Source organism: Streptomyces sp. NPDC028635 (genome assembly GCF_040637635.1).
GTDB lineage: Bacteria > Actinomycetota > Actinomycetes > Streptomycetales > Streptomycetaceae > Streptomyces.
This window is the reverse complement of sequence record NZ_JBEZWX010000017.1, coordinates 34,761-60,192: the sequence shown is the minus strand read 5'-3', so window position 1 is coordinate 60,192 and position 25,432 is coordinate 34,761. Positions and strand designations below refer to the sequence as shown.

23 protein-coding genes are annotated in these 25,432 nt (G+C 71.7%); 6 read left to right on the top strand and 17 right to left on the bottom strand.

Annotated features, from left to right (window positions below):
* Positions 1 to 78: 78 nt before the first annotated feature.
* The 7 genes from AB0E88_RS19890 to AB0E88_RS19860 all read right to left on the bottom strand — a co-directional run bounded on the left by AB0E88_RS19890 (position 79) and on the right by AB0E88_RS19860 (position 8,713).
* On the bottom strand, positions 79 to 1,242 hold the full coding sequence (locus AB0E88_RS19890) for an aldose epimerase family protein (protein ID WP_361632025.1): 1,164 nt from the start codon (positions 1,240 to 1,242) through the stop codon (positions 79 to 81).
* A 22-nt stretch (positions 1,243 to 1,264) separates the two neighbouring features.
* Positions 1,265 to 2,554: a multiple monosaccharide ABC transporter permease gene (mmsB, locus tag AB0E88_RS19885; protein WP_361632023.1), complete on the bottom strand. Its 1,290-nt coding sequence runs from the start codon at positions 2,552 to 2,554 to the stop codon at positions 1,265 to 1,267.
* A complete protein-coding gene (gene mmsA, locus AB0E88_RS19880; RefSeq protein ID WP_361632021.1) occupies positions 2,551 to 4,110 on the bottom strand; it encodes a multiple monosaccharide ABC transporter ATP-binding protein in 1,560 nt (519 codons plus the stop codon). Before mmsA ends, mmsB begins: the two co-directional genes overlap by 4 nt.
* 32 nt (positions 4,111 to 4,142) lie before the next feature.
* Complete coding sequence (chvE, locus tag AB0E88_RS19875; RefSeq protein WP_361632019.1) at positions 4,143 to 5,249, bottom strand: multiple monosaccharide ABC transporter substrate-binding protein; 1,107 nt, start codon at positions 5,247 to 5,249, stop codon at positions 4,143 to 4,145.
* Positions 5,250 to 5,413: 164 nt separating this feature from the next.
* Positions 5,414 to 6,382 (bottom strand): hypothetical protein, encoded by a 969-nt coding sequence (locus tag AB0E88_RS19870; RefSeq protein WP_361632017.1) that lies wholly within the window; start codon positions 6,380 to 6,382, stop codon positions 5,414 to 5,416.
* A 172-nt stretch (positions 6,383 to 6,554) separates the two neighbouring features.
* The gene (locus AB0E88_RS19865) at positions 6,555 to 7,559 is read right to left on the bottom strand and encodes an alcohol dehydrogenase catalytic domain-containing protein (RefSeq protein WP_361632015.1); all 1,005 of its coding nucleotides are present in this window, start codon (positions 7,557 to 7,559) and stop codon (positions 6,555 to 6,557) included.
* Positions 7,556 to 8,713: a mandelate racemase/muconate lactonizing enzyme family protein gene (locus AB0E88_RS19860; protein WP_361632013.1), complete on the bottom strand. Its 1,158-nt coding sequence runs from the start codon at positions 8,711 to 8,713 to the stop codon at positions 7,556 to 7,558. Before AB0E88_RS19860 ends, AB0E88_RS19865 begins: the two co-directional genes overlap by 4 nt.
* A 200-nt stretch (positions 8,714 to 8,913) precedes the next feature.
* Here AB0E88_RS19860 and AB0E88_RS19855 point away from each other — a divergent pair, with 200 nt between their 5' ends.
* Both AB0E88_RS19855 and AB0E88_RS19850 read left to right on the top strand, forming a co-directional pair.
* Complete coding sequence (locus tag AB0E88_RS19855; protein WP_361632011.1) at positions 8,914 to 9,762, top strand: hypothetical protein; 849 nt, start codon at positions 8,914 to 8,916, stop codon at positions 9,760 to 9,762.
* A 127-nt stretch (positions 9,763 to 9,889) separates the two neighbouring features.
* Positions 9,890 to 11,038, top strand: a complete 1,149-nt coding sequence (locus AB0E88_RS19850; RefSeq protein WP_361632009.1) for a serine hydrolase domain-containing protein — start codon at positions 9,890 to 9,892, stop codon at positions 11,036 to 11,038.
* A 117-nt stretch (positions 11,039 to 11,155) separates the two neighbouring features.
* Here the strand turns inward: AB0E88_RS19850 and AB0E88_RS19845 are convergent, their stop codons facing one another.
* Positions 11,156 to 11,575, bottom strand: a complete 420-nt coding sequence (locus AB0E88_RS19845; protein WP_361632007.1) for an organic hydroperoxide resistance protein — start codon at positions 11,573 to 11,575, stop codon at positions 11,156 to 11,158.
* Positions 11,576 to 11,673: 98 nt separating this feature from the next.
* Positions 11,674 to 12,702: an NADP-dependent oxidoreductase gene (locus AB0E88_RS19840; RefSeq protein WP_361632005.1), complete on the bottom strand. Its 1,029-nt coding sequence runs from the start codon at positions 12,700 to 12,702 to the stop codon at positions 11,674 to 11,676.
* A gap of 102 nt (positions 12,703 to 12,804) precedes the next feature.
* Here AB0E88_RS19840 and AB0E88_RS19835 point away from each other — a divergent pair, with 102 nt between their 5' ends.
* On the top strand, positions 12,805 to 13,242 hold the full coding sequence (locus tag AB0E88_RS19835) for a MarR family transcriptional regulator (RefSeq protein ID WP_361632003.1): 438 nt from the start codon (positions 12,805 to 12,807) through the stop codon (positions 13,240 to 13,242).
* Positions 13,243 to 13,447: 205 nt separating this feature from the next.
* Positions 13,448 to 14,275 (top strand): EI24 domain-containing protein, encoded by an 828-nt coding sequence (locus AB0E88_RS19830; protein WP_361632001.1) that lies wholly within the window; start codon positions 13,448 to 13,450, stop codon positions 14,273 to 14,275.
* Here AB0E88_RS19830 and AB0E88_RS19825 read toward each other — a convergent pair.
* Both AB0E88_RS19825 and AB0E88_RS19820 read right to left on the bottom strand, forming a co-directional pair.
* Entirely contained in the window at positions 14,226 to 15,476 is a 1,251-nt protein-coding gene (locus tag AB0E88_RS19825; RefSeq protein ID WP_361631999.1) for a pyroglutamyl peptidase, read from the bottom strand. The genes AB0E88_RS19830 and AB0E88_RS19825 overlap by 50 nt on opposite strands.
* A 194-nt stretch (positions 15,477 to 15,670) precedes the next feature.
* Complete coding sequence (locus tag AB0E88_RS19820; protein WP_361631997.1) at positions 15,671 to 16,252, bottom strand: TetR/AcrR family transcriptional regulator; 582 nt, start codon at positions 16,250 to 16,252, stop codon at positions 15,671 to 15,673.
* Positions 16,253 to 16,354: 102 nt separating this feature from the next.
* On the opposite strand from AB0E88_RS19820, the gene AB0E88_RS19815 reads away from it, so the two are divergent.
* A complete protein-coding gene (locus AB0E88_RS19815; RefSeq protein WP_361631995.1) occupies positions 16,355 to 18,799 on the top strand; it encodes a glycoside hydrolase family 3 C-terminal domain-containing protein in 2,445 nt (814 codons plus the stop codon).
* Between the two features lie 88 nt (positions 18,800 to 18,887).
* Here the strand turns inward: AB0E88_RS19815 and AB0E88_RS19810 are convergent, their stop codons facing one another.
* Entirely contained in the window at positions 18,888 to 19,859 is a 972-nt protein-coding gene (locus AB0E88_RS19810) for an aldose epimerase family protein (RefSeq protein WP_361631993.1), read from the bottom strand.
* A gap of 31 nt (positions 19,860 to 19,890) precedes the next feature.
* Positions 19,891 to 20,781, bottom strand: coding sequence for an SGNH/GDSL hydrolase family protein (locus AB0E88_RS19805; protein ID WP_361631991.1), 891 nt, complete (start codon positions 20,779 to 20,781; stop codon positions 19,891 to 19,893).
* A 328-nt stretch (positions 20,782 to 21,109) separates the two neighbouring features.
* Between AB0E88_RS19805 and AB0E88_RS19800 the strand changes: the two genes are divergently transcribed.
* Complete coding sequence (locus tag AB0E88_RS19800) at positions 21,110 to 21,604, top strand: DUF3145 domain-containing protein (RefSeq protein WP_361631989.1); 495 nt, start codon at positions 21,110 to 21,112, stop codon at positions 21,602 to 21,604.
* Between the two features lie 133 nt (positions 21,605 to 21,737).
* Here the strand turns inward: AB0E88_RS19800 and fabF are convergent, their stop codons facing one another.
* From fabF to AB0E88_RS19780, 4 genes are all read right to left on the bottom strand, one after another.
* Positions 21,738 to 23,009, bottom strand: a complete 1,272-nt coding sequence (gene fabF, locus AB0E88_RS19795) for a beta-ketoacyl-ACP synthase II (RefSeq protein WP_361631987.1) — start codon at positions 23,007 to 23,009, stop codon at positions 21,738 to 21,740.
* 87 nt (positions 23,010 to 23,096) lie between these two features.
* Positions 23,097 to 23,345, bottom strand: a complete 249-nt coding sequence (locus AB0E88_RS19790; RefSeq protein ID WP_004931691.1) for an acyl carrier protein — start codon at positions 23,343 to 23,345, stop codon at positions 23,097 to 23,099.
* A gap of 104 nt (positions 23,346 to 23,449) precedes the next feature.
* Positions 23,450 to 24,451 carry a ketoacyl-ACP synthase III gene (locus tag AB0E88_RS19785; protein ID WP_361631985.1) on the bottom strand — a complete coding sequence of 334 codons (1,002 nt, stop codon included), beginning with the start codon at positions 24,449 to 24,451 and terminating at the stop codon, positions 23,450 to 23,452.
* A 24-nt stretch (positions 24,452 to 24,475) separates the two neighbouring features.
* Positions 24,476 to 25,387: an ACP S-malonyltransferase gene (locus tag AB0E88_RS19780; protein ID WP_361632161.1), complete on the bottom strand. Its 912-nt coding sequence runs from the start codon at positions 25,385 to 25,387 to the stop codon at positions 24,476 to 24,478.
* Between the last annotated feature and the right edge of the window lie 45 nt (positions 25,388 to 25,432).

Sequence of the window (25,432 nt, the reverse complement as noted above, 5' to 3'; positions counted from 1 at the left end):
GTGCCGGGGGAGCACGGACCGCCCTTGTGTACGCAGACCGGTGGGGTGTCGTTCAACACCCGTGCCGTGTGGCCGGGTTCACGCGGAGAAGCGGTGCACCGTCCGGGAGCGGTACGTCTCGCCCGGGCGCAGCACCGTCGACGGGAACGCCGGGTGGTTCGGCGAGTCCGGGAAGTGCTGCGTCTCCAGACACAGCGCGTCGCCCTGCCGGTAGGTGCGCCCGGAGGTGCCGGTGAGGGTGCCGTCGAGGAAGTTGCCGGAGTAGAACTGCAGCCCCGGCTGGTCGGTGGCGATCTTCAGGGTGCGGCCGGAGGCGGGGTCGCGCAGCGTGGCGACGTGCTCCGGCTCGCCGGTGATGCCCTTGTCGAGGACCCAGTTGTGGTCGTAGCCCTTGGCGAGGACCTGCTGCGGATGACCGGCCCGGAGGTCCCGGCCGACCGGCTTGGCGCGGCGGAAGTCGAAGGGGGTGCCCGCGACCTTCGCGAGCTCGCCGGTGGGGATGAGGCCCGCGTCGGTGGGCGTGAAGCGGGAGGCGGCGATCTGCAGCTCGTGGTCCTCGACGCTGCCGCTGCCCTCGCCGGCCAGGTTCCAGTACATGTGGCTGGTGAGGTTGACGACGGTGGCCTTGTCGGTGGTGGCCGCGTAGTCGATGATCCAGTCGCCGCCCCGGGTGAGGGTGTACGTCACGGTCACCCGCAGCGTGCCCGGGTAGCCCATCTCGCCGTCGGCGGCGGTGTAGTGCAGGCGCAGGCCGACATCGGAGCCGGCGGCGAACGGCTCCACGTCCCACACCCGCTTGTCGAAGCCCTTGGCGCCGCCGTGCAGGCTGTTCTCGCCGTCGTTCACGGACAGTTGGTAGCCGGTGCCGTCCAGGGTGAAGCGGCCCTTGGCGATGCGGTTGCCGTAGCGGCCGATGAGGGCGCCGAAGTACGGGCTGGACGCCACGTAGTCGTCGAGGTTGTCGAAGCCGAGGGAGACGTTGGCGCGGCGGCCGTGCCGGTCGGGGATCTCCAGCGACTGGACGGCGCCGCCGTAGGACAGGACGCCCAGGCGGGTGCCGCCGTTCTCCAGCGTCCAGCGGTACACCTTCGTGCCGTCGGCGAGCGTGCCGAAGTGTTCCTTCACCGGCCGGTGGCCGGGCCGGCCGGTGGCGGGGGCGGCCTCGGCCGTGGTGCCGAGGGTCGTCGCGGCGATGCCCGCCGCCGCTGCCGAGGCGATGACCGTGCGTCTGTTCAGTTCCATGGGTACGGCTCCTCACACGACGTCAAAGGGGAGGGGCCCCCCCCGACGGCCGGGGCCCCGGGAGAAACACACACCGCGAGGGGGTTTTGCAAACCACGAAACCCACCACCCCCCCCACGGCGGGAGGCTTGATGACCTGCTGCCAGTCGGTGCCGACGCTGAGCAGGTTCATGCCGTTGTTCAGCACGCCGAGGACGAGACCGCCGATGATCGCGCCGAGGACGGTGCCCACACCGCCGCTCATGGACGCGCCGCCGATGAACGCCGAGGCGATCGCCTCGAGTTCGTAGTTCAGACCCGCCTTCGGGGACGCCGCGTTCAGCCGGGCCGCGATCGCCAGCCCCGCCAGGGCCGCGAGCGCGCCCATGTTCAGGAAGACGAAGAAGGTGACCTTCTTGTCCTTCACACCCGACAGCTTCGCCGCAGGCAGGTTGCCGCCGATGGCGTAGATGTGCCGGCCGAACACCGAGTTGCGCATCACATAGCCGTAGCCGACGACCAGCACGCCCAGGATCAGCAGCACGATCGGCGCGCCCTTGTAGCTGGCGAGCAGCAGGGTGACGACGAGGATCGCTGCGACGATGGCGACCAGCTTCAGCAGGAAGAGGTTGCGCGGCACGACGTCGAGCGAGAACTCGCGCTGCCGCCTGCGGTCCCGGACCTCCTGCACCACCGAGAACGCGATCAGCGCGAAGCCCAGCAGCAGGGTGATGTTGTGGTAGTTGGTGTGCGGACCGGCCTCCGGCAGGAAGCCGTTGCCGATCTTCTGCAGGCCGTTCGGGAACGGTCCGAGGGTCTGCCCCTGGAGCAGGATCTCCGTGAAGCCGCGGAAGATCAGCATGCCCGCGAGGGTGACGATGAACGACGGTATGCCGAGGTAGGCGATGAAGTAGCCCTGCACCGCGCCGGCCACCGCACCCGCCAGCAGGCACAGCACCACCGCGACGGGCCACGCCACATGGTGTTCCACGGTCAGCACGGCCGCGAAGGCGCCCACGAACGCGGTGACCGAGCCCACCGACAGGTCGATGTGACCGGCGATGATCACCAGCATCATGCCGATCGCGAGGACCAGCACATAGCTGTTCTGCAGGACCAGGTTGGAGACGTTGCGCGGCAGCAGCAGGTCGCCGTCGGTCCACACGGCGAAGACGGCGACGATCAGGCCGAGCGCGAGCAGCATGCCGTACTGGCGCATGTTGCGGCGCAGGCCGCCCACCACCAGCTGCAGCAGGTTCCCTCCCGTCGTGCCCTGGCCCGGGCCGCCGCCCGGCGGGGCGGCCACCGGGCTCTTGGTCACTTCGGTGCTCATCGCGTCACCTCTTCGTTCTGGGTGTCCTTCGTCATCCGGCGCATCAGCACTTCCTGCGTGGCCTCGGCCCGCGGAACCTCGCCGGTGAGCCGCCCGGCGGCCATGGTGTAGATCCGGTCGCACATCCCGAGCAGTTCGGGCAGCTCGGAGGAGATGAAGACGACCGCCTTGCCCTGCGCGGCCAGCTGGTCGATGACCGTGTAGATCTCGTACTTGGCGCCCACGTCGATGCCGCGCGTGGGCTCGTCCAGGATCAGCACGTCCGGACCCGCGAAGATCCACTTGCTGAGGACGACCTTCTGCTGGTTGCCGCCGGACAGCTTGCCCACCGGTTCGAACACGGTCGGCGCCTTGATGTTCATGGACTTCCTGAAGCCCTCGGCGACCTGCCGCTCCCCGTGCTCGTCGACCACGCCCCGCCTGGCGACCTTCTTCAGCGCGGTCAGCGAGATGTTGCGGTTGATCGTGTCGATCAGGTTGAGGCCGTAGTGCTTGCGGTCCTCGGTGACGTACGCGATGCCGTGCTCCACCGCCTCCGCGACGGTCTTCGTCCGGATCTCCCTGCCGTCCTTCAGGACCGTGCCGCCGGCGTAGCGGCCGTAGGAGCGGCCGAAGACGCTCATCGCGAGTTCGGTGCGGCCCGCGCCCATCAGGCCGGCGATGCCGACGATCTCCCCGCGGCGCACGGTGAGCGACACGTCGTCGACGACCTTGCGCTGCTGGTCGATGGGGTGGTGCACGCTCCAGTTGCGGATCTCCAGCGCCGGCGCCGCGCCGGCCTCCGGCTCGTGCGGGGTGCGCTCGGGGAAGCGGTTGTCGAGGTCGCGGCCGACCATGCCGCTGATGATCCGGTCCTCGGTCGTCTCCGGCGCCTTCACGTCCAGCGTCTCGATGGAGCGTCCGTCGCGGATGATCGTGACCGAGTCGGCGACCTTGCGGATCTCGTTCAGCTTGTGCGAGATGATGATCGAGGTGATGCCCTGGTCCTTCAACTGCAGGATGAGATCCAGGAGTTTGCCGCTGTCCTCGTCGTTGAGCGCCGCCGTGGGCTCGTCGAGGATGAGCAGCTTCACCTTCTTCGACAGCGCCTTGGCGATCTCCACCAGCTGCTGCTTGCCGACGCCGATGTCGGCGACGCGCGTCTCGGGGTGCTCGTCGAGGCCGACCCGGCGCAGCAGCTCTGCGGCGTGCCTGAGGGTGTCGTTCCAGTTGATGAAACCGCGGCTGGCGTGCTCGTTGCCGAGGAAGATGTTCTCGGCGATGGACAGATACGGCACCAGCGCCAGCTCCTGGTGGATGATGACGATGCCGTGCTGCTCGCTCGCCCGGATGCCCCGGAACCGGCAGACCTCCCCCTCGAAGAGGATGTCCCCCTCGTAACTGCCGTACGGGTGGACGCCGGAGAGCACCTTCATCAGGGTGGACTTCCCGGCGCCGTTCTCCCCGCAGATGGCGTGGACCTCGCCCTGGCGGACGGTCAGCGTGACGTCGGACAGCGCCTTGACACCGGGAAAGGTCTTGACGATCGAGCGCATTTCCAGGACGGGTCCCGCCATGGTCGTGCCTTCCAATCCTTCTCGGTGCCCGGTTACTTGAGCTGGCCGGCGGTGTAGTAGCCGCCCGCGACCAGGACCTTGTCGTAGTTGGTCTTGTCGACGCTCACCGGCTGGAGCAGGTAGGCGGGCACGACCTTGGAGCCGTTGTCGTAGGTCTTGCTGTCGTTGACCTCGGGCTTCTTGCCGTTCAGCACCGCGTCGACCATGCCGGAGGCGACCTTGGCGAGCTGGCGGGTGTCCTTGTAGACCGTCTGCGTCTGCTGCCCGGCGATGATGGACTTCACCGACGCCAGCTCGGCGTCCTGCCCGGTCAGCACCGGCAGCGGCTTGCCCGCGGAGCCGTAGCCGTCGGACTTCAGCGCCGACAGGATGCCGATGGAGATGCCGTCGTACGGCGACAGGACGGCGTCGACGCGGGCGCTCTTGTAGGACTTGGTCAGGATGTCGTCCATGCGCCGCTGGGCGGTCGCGCCGTCCCAGCGCAGGGTGGTGACCTGGTTGAGCGAGGTCTGGCCGGAGCGCACGACGAGCTTCTTGCTGTCGATGTACGGCTTGAGGACGCTCATCGCGCCGTTGAAGAAGTACTTGGTGTTGTTGTCGTCGTTGGAGCCGGCGAACAGCTCGATGTTGAACGGGCCCTTGCCGCTCTTCAGGCCCAGCTTGTCGGCGATGTAGTTCGCCTGGAGCTGCCCGACCTTCTCGTTGTCGAAGGAGGCGTAGTAGTCGACGTTCGGCGTGCCGAGGATGAGCCGGTCGTAGGCGATGACCGGGATGTTCGCGTCCTTGGCCTGCTGCAGCACGTTGCCGAGCGACTTGTTGTCGATGGCGGCGACGATGAGGGCCTTCACGCCCTGCGTGATCAGGTTCTCGATCTGGGAGACCTGCTGGTCGGGGTCGTCCTCCCCGAAGACCAGCTTGGTCTGGTAGCCCTTGGACTCCAGGTCCTTCTTGACGTTGTTGCCGTCGGCGATCCACCGCTCGGAGGACTTCGTCGGCATCGCGATGCCGATCGTGCCTCCCTTGGCGGACCCCGAGTCCTCCTTGCTGCCGCCCTCGCCGCTCTGGCCGCAGGCGGTCAGGGTGAGGGCGAGCGAGGCGGCTCCGGCTATCGCGGTCAGTGCGGCTCTGCGGTTGCGCATGGCGTCTTCCTTGATGTCGAGCACGGCCGGCGGCGGCTGTGCGGCAACGCTGTCAGGAGGTGGTGCGGAGGAACCGGCGAACGGTGGTGCGGGGAAACCGACGAACAGACGTGTGGGATTGTGTTCGGCTACGTCGTGTTCTGTGAAGGGGGAGTTGCGAAAATTTATGAACGTGTTTCGAAGCGCCGCAGCTCCCCGGGCAGCCGGGAGCCCAGCGGAGCCATGTCGTCCCCGGCCCCGTGCCGGGCGAGCAGGTCGAGGGCCAGCCGGCCGCGCCGTACCCGCTCCCGGGCCGTGGCCAGCGTGACGTCCCGCAGATGGTGGCCGTAGGGATAGATCCCGGGCGCCTTGGACAGACCGAACTTCAGATAGAGCGGGGCGCCGCGCCGGATCAGCTCGGCCACCTCGTACATCCGGATGTAGCCGCCCAGATCGTCCGGCGCCTCGATGTACATGTCCATCGGCGCGCCCGACGCACGCCGGATCTCGGTGAGGTGGTCCAGCGTGAGATCGCTCGGCACATTGACGGAGTCGGCGCCGAGCCGCTCGTAGACCGCGTACGAGGCCGGATTGACGGGGCCGATGAGCGCCGAGACCTTCAGGGTCGTGTCGGCCGGGATGATCCCCTCGACGCGCGCCCGGTGCAGGGTCCACAGCACGCCCTCGTCGGCCACCAGCAGGCACTTCACGCCCAGCTCGGTGGCGCGGACCGCGTCCTCGACGCAGCCCGCCACGGCGTCGTGGCCCCGGGCGCGCAGCCCGGCCCCGCGCGAGTCGGTGCGGGTCGAACCGCCGATGTCCCAGGTGCCGCGCGGCCCGGTGAACAGGCACAGCTCGATGTCGCGTTCGGCGGTGGCCTCCGCCATCTCGGTGATCTCGGCGTCGCTCAGCATCCACACGCCGCTGCCCTGGCTGATGCGGTGGATCGGGACGTCCAGCCGCGAGGCCTCCTTCAGTACCACCGCGAGCGCCTCGGGACCCTCGCACGAGGGGACCTCGGTGCGCCAGCGGCCGCCGCCGGGGAAGGTGTACGGCGAGGCGTCGGCGGGGTCGGGGGCGGGCGCGCCCAGGCCGAGCGCGGTGAGGGCGGGCTCACCGGGGCGACGGGCTGCCGTGGCGGAAGCGTCGGTCACAGGTTGTCCTTAGTGTCCTGGTGTCCAGAAGCCCTGGACGTTCGATATGTCGGACGCGGTTCGCGGCTCATGGCGTACGGACTGCGCGGCTCATGGCGTACGGGGCTGGTGGTACGCCGGTACGAAGGCCGTCAGGTCACCCTCGTACCGGCGTACGTCTGCACGGCGGGCGCTACGGATGCAGAAGAACCTTGCCCACCTTCGGATCGCCCGACCCCACCAGCTCCATGGCCCGCGGGAATTCGGTGAGCGGCAGTTCGTGCGTCACCAGCGGCACCGGATCCAGCAGCCCGGCGGCGAACACCCGCACCGTGTGCGACCAGGCGTCGGGCGGCGCTCCGAAGACGGTGTGCACCTCCAGCTGCCGTACGACGAGATCGGTCGGGTCGAGACCGTCGGCGCCCGGCGCCGGGATGCCGGTCAGCACCAGCCGCCCGCCCCGCCGCAGCAGCGCCGAGGCCGTCCGGGCCGCGTCGGCGGACCCGGCGGTCTCGATGACGACGTCGAAGTCCCCGGGAAGATCCTGCTCCTTGGTGCGGAAGTCGGTGGCGCCGAACTGCCGCGCCAGTGCCTCCCGGTCCCTCCTGGTGCCCACGGCCAGCAGTTCGGCCGGGGACCCGGCGCGCAGGAACTGCACGGCGAACATGCCGAGCGTCCCGGTGCCGACCACCGCGACCCGCTCCCCGGGCCGGGCGTTCGCCTTGAGCGCGGCGGCCGCGACACAGGCGGCCGGCTCCAGCAGGGCGGCAGCCGTCAGGTCGGCGTCGTCGGGCAGTACGTGCAGCAGCCGGGCCGGCAGGGTCAGCGTCGGCGCCATCGCGCCGGGCTGGGTGAACCCCGTCTCCTCGTACCCGTCGGTGCACAGCGTCGTCTCGCCGGCGTGGCAGCGGTCGCACACCTGGCAGTTGCGAAAGCCCTCGCCGACCACCTTGCGCCCGGCCAGGCCCGCGGGGACACCCGGGCCGACGGCCTCGACGGTCCCGGACCACTCGTGTCCCGGCGTCAGCGGGTAACGGACGTACCCCTCGGGCCGGTTGCCCTGGTAGACCTCGCGGTCGCTGCCGCAGATCCCGGCCGAGTGCACCCGCACCAGCGCCTCGCCGGCCTCCGGCGCGCGCGGGGTGTGTGCGGCGATGCGGTGCTCGCCGGGCGCCTCGATGACGACGTGGACGGTCACTGTGCGCCCTTCGGCTGCCGCTTCTCCCAGCCCTCGGCCCACAGGTCGAACCGGGCCTGCTGCTGCGGGAACTCCGCGGCCGCGTCCACGTCCAGCTCGACGCCGAGGCCCGGCGCGTCGGAGAGGTGGAACCAGCCGTCGACGACCTCGGGCGCGCCCTTGACGACCTTCTTGATCTCGGCGTCGGCGAAGTCGTTGAAGTGTTCGAGGATCTTGAAGTTCGGCGAGGTGAAACCGACCTGGAGGGAGGCCGCGGTGAGCACCGAACCGCCCACGTTGTGCGGGGCGATGAGCATGTAGTGGGTCTCCGCGGTCGCCGCGAGCTTGCGTGTCTCCCAGATGCCGCCGATGTGGCCGAGGTCCGGCTGGATGATGTCCACGGCCTGGCTGTCGAACAGCTCCCGGAACTCGATGCGGTCGTGGATGCGCTCACCCGTGGCCACCGGGATGTCGACCTTCGCGGCCACCTTCTCCAGCGCCTTCAGATTCTCCGGCGGCACCGGCTCCTCCAGCCAGGCCGGCTGGAAGGGCGCCATCTCCTTGGCGAGCCGCACCGCGGTGGCGGGGGAGAAGCGGCCGTGCATCTCCAGCATCAGCTCGGTCTCTGGACCGATGGCGTCGCGCACCGCCTCGATCAGCGAGACCGCGTACAGGGTCTGCCGGTGGTCCAGCTCGAAGTGCCCGGTGCCGAAGGGGTCGATCTTCAGCGCCCGGTACCCGCGCTCCACGACCCCCTGCGCGGCCTTGTGGTACGCCTCCGGGGTGCGCTCGGTGGTGTACCAGCCGTTGGCGTACGCCTTGACCCGGTCGGTGACCTTGCCGCCCAGCAGCTGCCACACCGGCACACCGAGGGCCTTGCCCTTGATGTCCCAGCAGGCCATCTCGACCACGGCGATCCCGGACATCACGATCTCGCCGGCCCGCCCGTAGTCGCCGTACTTCATCCGCTTGACGAGGTCCTCGACGGCGAACGGGTCGGAGCCGAGGATGTGGTTGGCCTCGGCCTCCTTGAGGTAGCCGAGGAGGGCGTCGGTGTGGCCCAGCATCCGGGTCTCCCCGACTCCGGTCAGCCCCTCGTCGGTGTGCACCTGGACGTAGGTCAGGTTGCGCCACGGCGTACCGACCACGTGTGTGCTGATTCCGGTGATGCGCACGGCAGTTGCCCTTCGCTGTTCGAGATTTCGTCACACGTTCGAAATGCTGGCGTGACAGTAAGGAAGGGGCGGTGGCAGCGTCAAGGGGTCGGACGGGTAACGGTTCCGGGACTTTCGGTGAGCGGACGCTTGCCTTCCCACACAACATTCACAGCGGTGCCTAGGAACGTTACCCAGGGCGCACCTAGTCTTCCCGCGTCATGGACTTCTGCCACTCCTGTCACCGCCACCTCAACGGCGCCCTCGCCTGCCCCGGCTGCGGCGTGCCGGTGGACCAACTGCGCACCCGCACCGAGGAGCAGGCGGGGGAGGGGTACGCCTACGGGACCACGTACGAGTACGGGGACCCGGGCACGGAGGGCACGCGAAGCACGGGGGGCACGCGGGATCCGGAGGAACTGGAGGCGCCGGACGCCACGCTGGACGCCCCCGCCGGCCGGCGCCTGCGCAACGCCACCGCAGGGCCCGGCGCGGACCGCGCGTCCACCGCAGGGCGCGGCGCGGGCCGTGCCGCCGGCGCCGGGCGCGGCGGGGAGGGCGGGAGCCGCCGGGACCGCAAGGCCGCCGCGCACCGCAGGCGCCGCCGCCGCACCCTGCTCATCGCCGCCGGGTTCGTGCTGGCCGCCGGTGGGCTGAGCCTGGCCGAACTGGGCACCGACGCCCCCGGCTTCTCCGCCCCCGACCCGGCGGCGGCCGGCGACCGGTCGCCGGACGGCGCGGCCGGCGGTGACGCGCAGCCCGGCGCGGACGAGTCGTCCCGCCCGCACCAGGTCCCGGCGTCGGACACGCACTCCGCGTCCGCGTCGCCGGGCCCCTCCACGTCCGCCTCGCCCTCCCCGTCGGGCAGCGCGCCGACCCCGAGCGCCGGCGCCAGTGCGAGCAGCGGCGCCCCGGCCGCGCACGGCACCCCCCGTTCCGCCCCCTCGGCGACCCGGACCGAAGGCCCCGCCCCGGAGCCCACCCGTCCGCCCGCGCCGACGACCCAGCCCCCGGCCCCGGCCCCCGAACCGACGCACACCTGCAACCGGTTCCTGTGGTGGTGCACCTGAGCGAGCTCGGCCGTTGAGTCGAACGGGCGCCCGTCGCCGTACCCGTCTGCGCGTAACCGGCGTGGAGCACCACCGACATGATCTCCGTCCGGCACCATGGGAGGCGGAGTCCAGGGGAGGAGAGCGGATGGGTCAGGAGATTCACGGCGCCGTGGCCGACGGCTTCGAGGCCGTGCGCGAGGAGTTCGAGGCGTTCGTCGCCACGGAACGGCCCGACTACGAAGGCCAGTTGTGCGCGTACGTGCACGGGCGCCGGGTCGTGGACCTGTGGGCGGGCAACGCCGCCGACTCCCTGTACGGCGTGTTCTCCTCCACCAAGGGGGCCGCGCATCTCGTGGTCGCGCTCCTGGTCCAGGACGGCACCCTGGAGCTGGACCGCAAGGTGACGTACTACTGGCCCGAGTTCGGCGCCGAGGGCAAGGGCACGGTGACCCTGCGGGACCTGCTCGCCCACCGGGCCGGGCTCATCGGGATCGACGCCGGGTTCTCCGCGGAGGAACTGGCCGACGACCGCGCGGTCGCCGAACGGCTCGCGGACCAGAAGCCGTACTGGCGGCCCGGCACGGCCTTCGGCTACCACGCGTCCACCATCGGCGCCCTCACCGGCGAGGTGGTCCGCCGCGCGACGGGCCACACCCTCCAGGAGGTCTACGAGGAGCGGGTGCGCGCGCCGTACGCGCTGGACTTCTACCTGGGCCTGCCGCAGTCCGAGGAGCCGCGCGTGCGGACGGTGCAGCCGATGGCCCCGACCCCGGAGCAGCAGGCCGAGCTGGACGCACGGCCGGCCGGGCCGCACACGCTCGCCTCGATCGCCTTCAACACCCAGGTGCCCGAGCCGGGGACGATGGACGGGTACGCCAACTCCCCCCTGGTGCGCGCCAAGGGGCCGGCGTCTGCGGGCGGCGTGGCCTCCGCGCGGGGTCTGGCGAAGATGTACGCGGCGGCGATCAGCGAGGTGGACGACAGGCCGCCGCTGCTGAAGCCGGACACCGTCGCCGAGGTCGGCCAGATCCACTCCGTGGGCTACGACGTGGTGGCCCGCACCCACAAGGCCTTCTGCCTCGGCTTCCAGGCGACCTCGGACCCGTGGCACCCGTACCTGGGCGCCGGTTCCTTCGGGCACAGCGGCGCGGGGGGCTCCCAGGCCTTCGCCGACCCCCGCAGCGGCCTCGCCTACGGCTACACCCGCCGCCGCATCGCCTACCCGGGAGGGGCGGCACCGGAGAACGACCGCCTGGTCAGGGCCGTACACCGGGCGGCGCTGGAAACGGGCTGACGGCGACATGCGCATGCCGGGCGCGGAAGCCCTGTAGGGCGGTGCGGGGAACCGAGCGACCAGCCCCCACGCCCCGCACCCGGCGGAGAACCCGCACCCGGCAGACGAGACCCGGACTCAGACGAGCGTCACGGTGATGTTGCCCCGCGTCGCCTTGGAGTACGGGCACACCTCGTGCGCCTTCTTCACCAGGCTCGCGGCGGTCTCCGCGTCCACGTTCGGGATGGTCGCGGAGATCTCGACGATGATGCCGAAGCCGTCGTCGTTCTTGCCGATGCCGACCTTCGCGGTGACGGTCGAGCCGGAGACGTCGGCGCCCTCCTGGCGGGCGACGACGCCGAGCGCGCCCTGGAAGCAGGCGCTGTAGCCGGCGGCGAACAGCTGCTCCGGGTTGGTGCCGGCGCCGCTGCCGCCCATCTCGACGGGCGGGTTGACGACGACGTCGAGCTTGCCGTCGTCGGTGGAGACACGGCCGTCGCGGCCGTTCTCGGCGGTGGCGACGGCGGTGTACAGGACGTCGGACTGCTGGATGGACATGCGGTTGTCTTCCTCCTCCTCGGTCCGCCGCGACTCGCGCCCACGATCGGCGACGGATTTCGGAAAGAAGTTACCGCATACCGGAAAGCGCCGGAAGGCTAGAGCTTGACGACCATCTTTCCGATGTTGTCGCCGCGCAGGACCCCGAGGAACGCATCGAGGGTGTTCTCGACGCCCTCGACCACGGTCTCCCGGTACTTCAGCTCGCCCGAGGCGACCCACGGGCCGACCTCCTGGACGAACTGCGGCTGCAGGTCGTAGTGGTCGCCGACCAGGAAGCCCTCGATGCGGCCGCGGGTCTGGATGAGGCGGGCGAGGTTCTTCGGGCCGGGGGCGGGCTCGGTGTTGTTGTAGACCGAGATCATCCCGCAGACCGCGATCCGGCCGCCTTCGTTCAGGGAGCCGATGGCGGCCTCCAGGTGGTCCCCGCCGACGTTGTCGAAGTACACGTCGATCCCGTCGGGGGCGGCGGCGCGCAGCTGCTCGCTCACGGGGCCGTTCTTGTAGTTGAACGCGGCGTCGAAGCCGTACTCCTCGACCAGGAGCTTGACCTTCTCGTCGGAGCCGGCCGAGCCGATGACCCGGGAGGCGCCCTTGAGCTTGGCGATCTGCCCGACCTGGCTGCCGACGGCCCCGGCCGCGCCGGAGACGAAGACGGCGTCGCCCTCCTTGAAGGACGCGGTGCGCAGCAGGCCGGCGTAGGCGGTCAGGCCGGTCATGCCGAGCACGCCGAGGTAGGCCGACAGGGGTACGCCCTCGGGGTCGACCTTGACGGACGGTACGGCGGTCGGGCCGACCTTGACCGCGTGCTTCGCGTCGAAGACGGCGTACTCGCGCCAGCCGAAGAAGTGCAGGACGTGGTCGCCGGCCGCGATGCCCTCGGCGTTCGACTCGATCACCTCGCCGACCGCGCCGCCCTGCATGGCCTTGCCGAGCTCGAACGGGGCGGCGTAGGACTTCGCGGCACTCATCCGGCCGCGCATGTACGGGTCCACGGAGAGGTACTTGTTCCGTACCAGGACCTGGCCCTCACCCGGCTGCGGTACCTCCGCCTCGACCAGGGCGAAGTCCTCGGGCTTCGGCCAGCCGACGGGGCGGCTGAGCAGGTGCCATTCGCGGTTGATCATGACAGGGCCTTTCGGTGGGGTTCAGGCGATTTACTTCACTACCTGAAACAACGATGCTCCTGAATATTTCAGGTTGTCAAGTAACCGGGTATCCTGGAGACCATGGCCACCCCACACCCCTCCCGCCGCCCCGACCCGCTGAGCCTCGAGGTCGTCGAGCTCATCGGGGACGTCGTGGCCCGCTTCTACGCGGACTACGAGGAGGCGGCGGGCGAGCACGCGCTGACCGGCGCCCAGGCGCGCCTGCTCAGCCTGCTGTCCCTGGAGCCGCTGCCGATGCGCAAGCTGGCGCAGAAGCTGAAGTGCGAGCCGTCCAACGTCACCGGGATCGTGGACCGGCTGGAGGCGCGCGGCCTGGTCGAACGCCGTCCGGACCCCGCGGACCGCCGGGTGAAGCTGGCGGCCGCCACCGAGGAGGGCCGCCGGGTCGCCCACGACCTCCGCGACGGCCTGCGCTTCGCGCGCGAACCCCTGGCCGCCCTCTCCGACACGGAACGCGAGTCCCTCCGGGACCTGCTCCGCAGAATGCTGACGCACTGACCCGACCCGGCGAGCACCCGAACCCGCACCCCGCGAACCGGGGCGGCGGCCCAGGGACCCACGCCCCACGCCCCGAGCACCGTGACACGGCCCCGGGGCTCACACCCCGGCAAGACGGGGTGCGCTCCCTGCCCTGGTCCTGGTTCTGGCCTTGGGCAGGGCGGGCGGACACCGTGCCCGTTGGGGGGATCGCTAGAGTGCCGGTATGCGTGATCTCGGGGTGGGCTTCGGCTATCTGCTCAAAGGCCAGCGGTGGGTGGCCCGGCACGGCAAGCAGTACGGGTTCGGGCTGCTGCCCGGCCTCGTGACGCTCGTGCTGTACGCCGCGGCGCTCGTCGCGCTGGCGCTGTGGGGCGAGGACTTCGTCGCGTGGTCGACGCCGTTCGCCGACGACTGGACCAGCCCCTGGCAGGGCCTGTTCCGGGGTTTCCTCACCGCCGTGCTCTTCGCGCTCGGCCTGCTCCTCGCCGTCCTGTCCTTCACCGCCGTCACGCTGCTGATCGGCCAGCCCTTCTACGAGAACCTCTCCGAGAAGGTCGACCGCGACGTGTCCCCCGACGGCACCGCGCCCGAGTCGGGCCTGCCGCTGTGGCGGGAGCTGTGGATCTCCGCCCGCGACAGCCTGCGCATCCTGGTCCGGGCCGCCGTCTGGGGCGTGCTGCTCTTCGCGCTCGGGTTCGTGCCCGTCGTGGGCCAGACCGTGATCCCGGTGCTCGGCTTCTTCGTCACCGGCTTCTTCCTCACCGAGGAACTCGCCGCCGTGGCCCTGGAGCGGCGCGGCGTCGCCCTGCGCGAGCGCCTCGCCCTGCTGCGCTCGCGCAAGCTCCTCGTCTGGGGCTTCGGCACCCCCCTGGGCCTGGCCTTCCTGGTCCCCTTCGTCGCCGTGTTCCTGATGCCGGGCGCCGTCGCGGGCGCCACCCTTCTGGCGCGCGACCTGCGGGGCGAGGAGATCCAGGAGGGCGAGCCCGACGGGGACGAGGCCGCTACACCGTCCCCGCAGCCACCGACAGGATCGCCCGCACCTGGGCGATGATGTCCAGCCGGTTGCGGACGAACTCCGGGTCCGTGACCGCGCCCGTCGCCGGATCCGTGTTGCCCGTCCCGAACTGCAGCACCGGCGTGTGGACGTGCCCGCCGGGCAGCGTGTCGTGCAGACCGAGCCGGTCGCGCAGCAGCGTCGCCCGGTAGGCGATCTCGTTGGACAGGTAGTTCCCGCCGCCCCCGGCCCGCGCCACCGACCCCGGCGTCGGCCCGTCCGGCCGTTCCACCGGCTCACCGCCGCCCGCCGGGATCTCGGTCACGGACGTGTTGTCGTACACCGGGAACCGGCCCGTGTCCGCCGCCGTGATCCGGGCGTACGGGAGGGTCGTCGTCGTCCACTGCGGCTGCGTCGCCGGATCGCCGACCGGGACCGGTCCGGCCGTTCCGGTGTTGTCGTTGTCCGGGGAGCCGCCCCGCCAGGCCCCGTTGGTGCGCTCGACGTCGAAGCGCCCGACGCGGCCCTGGCTCACGGTCGTGAACAGATCCACCCGCGGCAGATACGGCCGCAGCGCCCGCTCCACCGTCCCCTGCGCGAAGTCCCGCCAGCGCACCGGGAACACCACGGTCTCCACCCGCGCCGGACCGCCGGCCGTCTCGATCACCGTGCCGTCCAGAGCCAGCGCGGACGCGCCGGACGGGTTGGAGATGCGGATGTCCCGGTCGAGCGTGAACGGGTCGAACCCGGTGACGAGGACCCGCTTCATCCCCTGCGCGGCCCCCGGATACCGGACATCGGTCTGCCCGCGCGATGTGCGCTCCAAGTCGTCCAGCAGAGCGTCTCGTTGGGCCTCACCGAGTGCGAAGCCGGGCTGCCACGTCCGCAGTTCGCGGGTCATGCCCAGCCGGGCCCAGTACAGCGGCCGGTCGTCGTCCCGGCTGATGTCCCCGCCGGCCGGCCCACGCCCCTGTGCCCGCTCCACGGCCCGCCGCCACAGCGCGCCCCCTTCCCGCAGGACGACTTGGCGCGCCTGCGCGCAGGAGTGCGCGCGCCTCAGCGCCCGGCTGAACTCCGCCGCCACGGCGTCGAATCCGGACCGCCGCAGGATCTCCTGCGGTGCCGCCCGGTCGAGGCGCTGCTCCTCGACGGTCGGGGCGAGGGGCGGCGAGGGCGCCGCCGAGACGGCGGTGGGGGCGGCCAGGGCCGCGGTGAGGGCCAGTCCGAGGGCGGCCGCGTGAACGCGTGAGGGAATCAAGGCGGTTGTCGTCCTTCCGTCGCCGTGGGGTGCGTACTCGCGGGACGAGCGCAGTATCGCGTGACGGAAGTGGCGGACACCATGGTGTTGTCGGTCAGACCGGCGGGCCGGCGAGAGCACCGGCACGGGCGCTCGCCCTGGGAGTCGTGTGCGTGCTCACCAAGGCGCTCGCCCACGTGTGGGGGCAGTGACGCTCAGTCCGCCGGCTCGCCCAGCAGGCGCAGGAAGTCCCGGAACGCGCCCGGCATGTCCACCGTCTCCGGGTCCAGCAGCCACTGGTACTGCAGGCCGTCCATCACGGCGACCAGCAGCGGGGCGGTACGTTCGGGGGTGAGGCCGTTGGGCAGGCGGTCGCCGTACGCGGCGCGCAGGACGGCCGCCATGTTCTCCCGCACCCGGCGGTAGCGGTCGGTGAAGTAGGCGCGGGCCGGGTGCTCCTCCGTGACGCTCTCCCCGAGCAGCGCCGAGAAGGTCTGGACGATGCCGGGGCGCATCGCGTTGTACTCGACCAGGGAGGCGAGCAGGTCCAGGCGCCACTGGCTGTCCGGCACCGCGTCCCACTGGTCCCGCTCCTTGAGCACCGCGACCAGCAGCGCGTCCTTCGTCGGGAAGTAGTGCAGCAGCCCCTGCTGGGTCAGCCCCACCCGCTCCGCCACCGCGGCCAGGCTCGCCCCGCGGTATCCGCGCTCGGCGATCACCTCCAGGGCCGCCCGCACGATCTCCGCGCGCCGCTCCTCGCTCCTGACCCTTGCGTTCATGGCGTCACCGTACGCCATGCCTTTCACGGTTCATAACGGCAGAATAACGAAACCTACCGCTCTACAGGTAGCGGGTGCACGATGGGGTCATCCGCACACAGGCAACGAGGAGGCACCGCGATGGCGGGAACCCAGCGCACCCCGGCCGACGAGGCCCGCGAGGCGGCCGTCGAGTCCGCACTCGGCAAGCTCGATCTGGACGCCAAGACCCGGCTGCTGGCCGGCCAGGACATGTGGTCCCTGCCCGCACTCCCCGAGGTCGGCCTGACGTCCCTCGTCCTGTCCGACGGGCCGATCGGCGTGCGCGGCGTGCGCTGGAGCGCCGACGACCCCTCCGTCGCCCTGCCGTCCCCGACCGCCCTCGCCGCCACCTGGGACCCGGAACTCGCCCGCCGGGCCGGGGTGCTGCTCGCCCAGGAGGCCCGCCGCAAGGGCGTCCACGTCCTGCTCGCGCCCACCGTCAACCTGCACCGCTCCCCGCTCGGCGGCCGCCACTTCGAGGCCTACAGCGAGGACCCGTACCTCACCGGCCGCATCGGCACCGGCTATGTCCGAGGAGTGCAGTCCGGCGGCGTCGGCACCACCGTCAAGCACTTCGTCGCCAACGACGCCGAGACCGACCGCTTCACCGTCGACAACCGCGTCTCCGAGCGCGCCCTGCGCGAGCTGTACCTGGCGCCCTTCGAGGCGATCGTGGCGAACGCCCGCCCGTGGGGGATCATGACCGCCTACAACGCGGTCAACGGCACCACCATGACCGAGCACCACCACCTGGTGAACGAGGTGCTGCGCGGCCAGTGGGGCTTCGACGGCTTCAACGTCTCCGACTGGTTCGCCGCCCGCGACACCACCGGTGCCCTCGCCGGCGGCCTCGACGTGGCGATGCCCGGGCCGCAGACCGTCTACGGCGAGGCCCTCGCCCGGGCCGTACGCGACGGCGAGGTCACCGAGAGCGCCGTCGACGACGCCGTACGCCGCGTCCTGCGGCTCGCCGCGCGCGCCGGCGCCCTCGCCGGTGCCGAACCGGCCGTCACCGAGCTCCCCGGCACCGTCGACGGCGACGCGCTCGCCCGCGAGATCGCCCGCCGCTCCTTCGTCCTCGTCCGCAACGAGGGCGCCGCGCTGCCGCTGAAGCCCGGCCGCACCGTCGCCCTCATCGGCGCCGCCGCCCGCGACGCCCGCGTCCTCGGCGGTGGCTCCGCCACCGTCTTCCCGGCCCACGTCGTCTCCCCGCTCGACGGCCTCACCGCCGCCCTGCCCGACGGCGCCGTCCGCCACGTTCTCGGCGCCGACCCCGCCACCGAACTCTCCGTCGCCGACCGGGGCTTCACGCTGCGGGCCGTCTGCCGCGACGAGAACGGCGAGGTCATCGGCACCGCCTCCGCCCCGAACGGGCAGCTCCAGTGGCTCGGCGCGGACCTGCCCGAGGGCGTCATCCACGACCGGCTGCACTCCGTCGAACTGACCGGCACCTTCACCCCGCGCGAGGGCGGCCCGCACACCTTCGGCATCCGCGGCACCGGCACCTTCACGCTCCGCGTCGACGGCACGACCTGTTTCGACGGGGTCCAGCCCCCGGCCGACGACAGCGACCCCTTCGAGGCCTTCTTCGGCTCCCCGGTGCCGCGCACCCAGGCCGACCTGCGCGCCGGTGAGCCCGTCGAGGTCTCCCTGACCCACGTCGTCGAGCAGCAGAAGGGCGCGCCGCTGAAGGCCGTCCTGTTCGCGCTCGCCCACCAGGCGCCGCAGCGCGACCCGGAGGAGCTGATCGCCGAGGCCGTCGAGGCCGCCCGCGCCGCCGACACCGCCGTCGTCGTGGTCGCCACCACCGAGCGCGTGGAGTCCGAGGGCTTCGACCGCACCAGCCTGGAACTCCCCGGCCACCAGGACGACCTGGTGCGCGCGGTCGCCGCCGCCAACCCGAACACCGTCGTGGTCGTCAACTCCGGCTCCCCGGTGGAACTGCCCTGGCGCGAGCAGGTCGCGGCCGTACTGCTGAGCTGGTTCCCCGGCCAGGAGGGCGGCGCCGCCCTGGCCGACGTGCTCACCGGCGCGTACGAGCCGGGCGGCCGGCTGCCCACCACCTGGGGCTCCCTGGGGGACGCGCCGGTCACCCGGGTCGTGCCCGCCGACGGCCGGCTCGACTACGACGAGGACGTGTTCATCGGCTACCGGGCCTGGGAGAAGGAGGGCCGCACCCCGGCCTACCCCTTCGGCCACGGCCTCGGCTACACCGACTGGACCTACGAGGCGGTCGAGACGGACGGCACGACGGTGACCGTGCGGGTGCGCAACCGCGGCCACCGGTCCGGGCGCGAGGTCGTGCAGCTCTACCTCGCGCCCGTCGAGCCCGACGCGAGCCGCCCGGCGCGGTGGCTGGCCGGCTTCGCGGGCGTCGAGGCCGGGCCCGGCGAGGTCGCCGAGGCGGTCGTCGAGCTGCCGCGCCGCGCCTTCGAGATCTGGGACGAGACGACCAACTCATGGTCATTTGTGAAGGGTTCGTACGAGATCCAGGCCGGACGCTCGATCGCCGACCGCCGCATCGCCGCCACGATTAACGTCTGATCCGGGACGCCGCCCCACCTGACAGGGGACGGCCCCCCACCAGCAGCCCCGGTCCGGGACCTGACCCCTGGGCCGGGGCTCACGCCGTTCAGCGTGCGGAGAACCCGTACACCGTCTCCGAGCGGTACACCTCGCCCGGCCTGAGCACCGTGCTCGGGAACTCCGGCCGGTTCGGGGAGTCCGGGAAGTGCTGGGTCTCCAGCGCGACACCGCCCCCGGGCAGGAACGGCGCACCCAGATGGTCGGCGGTGTACAGCTGCAGCCCCGGCTCGGTCGTCGCCACCGTCACCACCCGGCCCGACGCCGGGTCGTACAGCTCGGCCACCTCCACCGGGGCGGATGTGACGCCCTTGTCCAGCACGAAGTTGTGGTCGTAACCGGAGCCCGTCCTGCGCGGGGTGCGGAAGTCGAAGCGGGTGCCGGTGACGTCCGCGAGGTCGCCGGTCGGGATCGAAGCGGCGTCGACCGGGGTGTAGCGGGAGGCCGCCAGGCGCAGTTCGTGCCCGTCCGCGCGCCCCGACCCGGCCAGGTTGAAGTAACTGTGGTTGGTCAGGTTCACCACGGTCGGCGCGTCGGTGACCGCCTCGTAGGCCAGATGCAGGGCACCGGATGCGTCCAGCGTGTACGTCGCCGTGACCTCCAGGCGGCCCGGGAAGCCCTCCTCGCCGTGCGGGCTGACCCGGGTCAGCCGCAGCCCGTGCTCCACCGGCTCCACGTCCCACACGCGCTTGTCGAAGCCGCGCTCACCGCCGTGCAGCGTGTTGGGGCCCTCGTTCGCCACGAGCGGGTAAGTCCGCCCGTCCAGGACGAAGCGGGCCCCGGCGATCCGGTTGGCGTACCGCCCGATCAGCGCACCGAGATGCGGCTCGGGGTGGGTGAGATACCCGTCGAGGTCGTCGAACCCGAGCACCACGTTCCCGGCACGCCCCTGACGGTCCGCGGCCTCGGCCGACTGCACGACCCCGCCGTACGACAGGACCCGCACGCGCACGCCCGCGCGTTCCAGCGTCCAGCGGTGCACCGGTGTGCCGTCGGAAAGTGTGCCGAAAAGTTCGCCCATGTGGGAAACCCTAGGCCCTGTCGTACGGATCTCACGTCACCGGCTGCTTGGCCGTCACCGTGCGGTAGGCGATCTCCGCCAGCCGGGCCTGGCCGTCCGTGCTCGGGTGGAACCAGTCCCAGTGACTCAACTGCTCGGTGCCGAACCGGAAGTCGTGCACCGCGTTGCCGTCGAAGCGGCAGTACCGGTCCTTGGCGCACACGTCCTTCAGCACCGCGTTGTACGCCTCCACCCGGTCCTGCACAGTGTTCCGGCGCAGGGTCGCCGCCGCGCTGAAGGAATCCGCGTCACCCAGCATCGACGGGCAGATGCCCAGTTTCCAGATCTGCTTGCCGAGCGCGTTGGTCCGCCCCTGCGACCACAGCCGCTTCAGATCGGGCACGCTCGCCACGAACACCTGCGCCCTGGGCAGGCTCTCCCGCAGTGTGCGCAGGGCCTGCTCGAACCGGGCACGGAAGTCGGCCACGGACGTCATCGCCGCCGTACTGTCCCGGCAGGCGTCGTTCGCGCCCGCCATGACCGTCACCAACTGCGGCCGGTGTGCCGCCGCCTGCGCCATCTGGGCCGGCAGGTCGGCCATCCGAGCCCCCGTCACCGCGAAGTTCCAGCTGTGGGTGGCCGCCCGCTCCCGGCCGAGCAGCCGCACGGCCAGGGAGTCGACCCCCGGGCTGCTGCCGGTCGCCCAGGACACCTCCGGGCAGTCCGACAGCACCGAGCAGGCGTCGAAACCGCGGGTGATGGAGTCGCCCACCGCGGCGACCGAGTCCGGTGCGGTGTTCCACGACGGCGCCGGCGACGGACGCGCCGAGCCCGCCCGACCGCCAGGGGAGTGCCCGCCGACCGCGTCACAGCCCGCGGCGCCGAGCACGACGGCCGCCACGGCCGCAGCGACGGCCCGCGCCCGGTGGCTTCGCTTCCGCATCCGCAGCAGATCCCCTCACCTCGTCCGGCAGACTCCTCCCAGCATGACAACGCGCGGGAGTTCCCCGCCGTGCCGTGCAACGGCTCACACCGCCGTTCGGGCCCGCCCGGCGGACCGTCCGGGCCACGGCACGCCCGTGCGCGCCGCCCCGGCACCCGGTGCACCGGGCCCGTCCCAAGCGTCCCCACGGGTGAATGGCGGACGTTTCCGGGCGCCGGGACCGACGGTACGTCACACTCCTTGCGCCGCCGCACGGTAGCCTCGCCATCAGCGTGGCCCGACGGCCGCCGCCCCGCCCGCAAGACGACCCGCCTGCCCGGAGGTCCCGGTGACGACACGTGGAGTTCTGTACGTGCACTCCGCGCCGCGCGCGCTGTGCCCGCACGTCGAGTGGGCCGTCGCCGGGGTGCTCGGCACGCGCGTCAACCTCGACTGGATCCGGCAGCCCGCCGCGCCCGGCACCTGGCGCTCGGAGTTCTCCTGGCAGGGCGAGGCGGGCACCGCCTCCAAACTGGCCTCCGCGCTGCGCGGCTGGCACCTGCTGCGCTTCGAGGTGACCGCCGAACCCTGCGCGAGCGCCGAGGGCGAGCGCTACTCCTGCACCCCCGACCTCGGCATCTTCCACGCCGTCACCGGCATCCACGGCGACATCCTCATCCCCGAGGACCGCCTGCGCGCCGCCCTGCTGCGCTCCCAGCGCGACGAGACCGACCTCGAGGCCGAGATCGCCAGACTCCTCGGCAAGCCCTGGGACGACGAACTGGAGCCGTTCCGCTACGCCGGTGAAGGCGCCCCCGTCCGCTGGCTGCACCAGGTGGTGTGAAGCACCCGAAAGGGGCGCGGGGAACGGCGCGAGCAACCACGGACGGCCCGCACCCCGCGGACGTCGGTACACACAACGGCGATGGCCCGGACCCCACCGAGGGGGACCGGGCCATCACTGCTCACGGCGTGCTTCACACCGTCCGGAACGCCAGCACCACGTTGTGCCCACCGAACCCGAACGAGTCGTTCAGCGCGGCGATGCGGCCCTCCACGGGCAGCTTGCGCGCCTCCCCGCGGACCACGTCCGCGTTGGCCTCGGCCTCGGGGTCGATGTGGTCGACGTTGATGGTCGGCGGCGCCACCCGGTGGTACAGGGCGAGGACGCACGCGACGGACTCGACACCGCCGGCGCCACCGAGCAGGTGACCGGTCATCGACTTGGTCGCGGAGACCGCCATGTGGTCGGCGTCGTCGCCGAAGACCTTGCGCAGCGCCTTCAGCTCCGCGATGTCACCGGCCGGCGTCGAGGTGGCGTGCGCGTTGACGTGCACGATCTCGGCGGGGTCCAGGTCGGTGCGGTCCAGCAGGTTCTGCAGGGCGTGCGCGATGCCGCGGCCCTCCGGCTCCGGCTGCACGATGTCGTGGCTGTCGGCGGAGATGCCCTGGCCGACCGCCTCCGCGTACACCCGGGCGCCGCGCTTGGCGGCGTGCTCGGCGGACTCCAGGACGAGCACACCGGCGCCCTCGCCGAGGACGAAACCGTCCCGGGCGACGTCGTAGGGACGCGAGGCGCCCTGCGGGTCGTCGTTGTTCTTGGACATCGCCATCATGTTGCCGAACGCGGCGATGGGCAGCGGGTGGATGGCCGCCTCGGTGCCACCGGCGACGACGACGTCGGCGCGGCCCGTGCGGATCATCTCGATGGCGTAGCCGATGGCCTCGGCGCCGGAGGCGCACGCGGAGACCGGCGTGTGCACACCCGCGCGGGCGCCCACGGCCAGACCCACGTTGGCCGAGGGGCTGTTCGGCATCAGCATGGGGACGGTGTGCGGGGAGACGCGGCGGACGCCCTTCTCCTTCAGCACGTCGTACTGGTCCAGCAGCGTCGTCACACCGCCGATGCCGGAGGCGATGACCGCGCCGAGCCGGTCGGGGTCGATGTTCGCGTCCTCGCCGGCCTTCGCCTCGAAGCCGGCGTCCTTCCACGCCTCCTGGGCCGCGATCAGCGCGAACTGCGCCGAGCGGTCCAGCTTGCGGGCCTGCGGCCGCGGGATGACCTCGGTGGGCTCCACGGCGATCGAGGCCGCGATCTTGACGGCCTGGTCGGCCGCCCAGTCCTGCTCCAGGGGCTTGACGCCGGAACGTCCGGCGACCAGACCCTCCCAGGTCGAGGCCGCGTCGCCACCCAGCGGTGTGGTTGCGCCGATACCGGTGACGACCACGGTGCGATTGGTCGAGCTCACGGGAATTCTTTCTCCAACGATCGAACGAGGATTAGTCTCGGCGCCACCGCCGGGTGGCGGGGCCGGGGCACCCGGCCCGAGCGGGACTCAGGCCTGGTGCTTGAGGATGTAGTCGGTCGCGTCGCCGACGGTCTTGAGGTTCTTGACGTCGTCGTCCGGGATCTTGACGTCGAAACGCTCTTCGGCGGCGACGACGACCTCGACCATGGACAGCGAGTCGACGTCCAGGTCGTCGGTGAAGGACTTGTCCAGCTGGACGTCCTCAACCGGGATCCCGGCGATCTCGTTCACGATCTCCGCGAGACCGGCGACGATCTCTTCCTGAGTGGCGGCCATGATGGCGCTCCTTCGTTGGTGTTCTTCAGGGTGTGGCGCCCACCGCGGGAGCGGCGGGGTGGTGCTGCGCGCCGTGCCGGAGACGATGATCCGGCACGGAGTGCCTAGGGGAGGGTAACGACCGTCGCGGCGTACACGAGACCCGCCCCGAATCCGATGACGAGCGCGGTGTCCCCGCTCTTGGCCTCCCCGGTCGCCAGGAGCCGCTCCATCGCGAGCGGGATCGAGGCCGCGGAGGTGTTGCCGGTGGTGCGCACGTCACGGGCGACCGTGACCGTCTCCGGCAGCTTCAGGGTCTTCACCATCGAGTCGATGATCCGCTCGTTGGCCTGGTGCGGGATGAAGACGTCCAGCTCGGCCGCGGAGACGCCGGCCGCGTCCAGCGCCTGCTGGGCGACCTTGGCCATCTCGAACACGGCCCAGCGGAAGACCGCCTGGCCCTCCTGCGTGATGGCCGGGAACTTCTCGACCGTGCCCTCGCGGTAGTCCGTCCACGGCACCGTCTGCTTGATGGTCTCGGACTTGTCGCCCTCCGAGCCCCAGACCGTCGGGCCGATGTGCGGCTCCTGCGAGGGGCCGACCACGACCGCGCCGGCGCCGTCACCGAACAGGAAGGCCGTCGCACGGTCCTCCAGGTCGGTCAGGTCGCTCAGCCGCTCCACGCCGATGACCAGGACGTACTCGGCCGAACCCTCGACGATCATGCCCTTGGCGAGGGTGAGGCCGTAGCCGAAGCCGGCGCAGCCCGCGGAGATGTCGAAGGCGGCGGCCTTGTTCGTGCCGAGCTTGTCGGCGATCTCCGTGGCCACGGCGGGGGTCTGCTTGAAGTGCGAGACGGTGGAGACGATCACCGCGCCGATCTGCTCGGCGGAGATCCCGGCGTCCGCGATCGCCTTGCCGGACGCCTCGACGGACATCGCGGCGACGGTCTCCTCGTCGTTCGCCCAGTGCCGGGTCTGGATGCCGGAGCGCGAGCGGATCCACTCGTCGGACGAGTCGATCGTCTCGAGGATGACCTCGTTGGGCACCACGCGGGTCGGGCGGTAGCCGCCGACGCCGACGATGCGCGCGTACGGGGCGCCCTTGCTGGCCTTGATCTTCGCCATGTTCGATTCGGCTCCTTGGGCGTCTCAGGCGTGCTCGGCGATGAGCTCGCGGGCCGCGTCGAGGTCGTCGGGGGTCTTCAGCGCCAGCGTCTGCACGCCCGGCAGGGCACGCTTGGCCAGGCCGGTCAGGGTGCCGCCGGGGCACACCTCCAGCAGGGCGGTCACGCCGAGCTGCTGGAACGTCTCCATGCACAGGTCCCAGCGCACCGGGTTGGCGACCTGGCCGACCAGGCGGTCCAGCACCTCGGTGCCGGTGGCCACGGTCCGCCCGTCCTTGTTGGAGACGTACGCGACCTCGGGGTCGGCGGGCGTGAGGGCCTTGGCGGCCGCGGCCAGCGTGTCGACCGCGGGGGCCATGTGGTGCGTGTGGAAGGCACCGGCCACCTTCAGCGGGACGACCTTGCGGACACCCTCGGGCTTGTCCTCGTTCAGCGCGGCGAGCTGCTCCAGCGTGCCGGCGGCCACGATCTGGCCGGCGCCGTTGATGTTCGCCGGGGTCAGACCGAGCGTGTGCAGGTGCGCGACCGACACCTCCGGGTCGCCGCCGAGCAGCGCCGACATGCCGGTCTCGGTGATCGCGGCGGCCTCGGCCATCGCGAGACCACGGGTGCGCACCAGGGTCAGGGCGGCGGTGTCGTCCAGGACGCCCGCGAAGGCGGCGGCGGTGATCTCACCGACGCTGTGCCCGGCGACCGCGCCGGGCGTCACGTCACCCAGTGCCGCGGCGGACAGGATGCCGGCCGCCACCAGCAGCGGCTGGGCCACCGCGGTGTCGCGGATCTCCTCCGCGTCGGCCTTCGTGCCGTAGTGGGCGAGGTCCAGTCCGATGGCCTCGGACCAGGCGGCGACGCGGTCGGCCGCGCCGGGCAGGTCGAGCCAGGGAGTCAGGAAGCCGGGCGTCTGAGCGCCCTGGCCGGGAGCGACGAGTACGAGCACTCTCACACTCTCTCTTGGGGACGGCCGTGGCCGCCCGTGGGGACA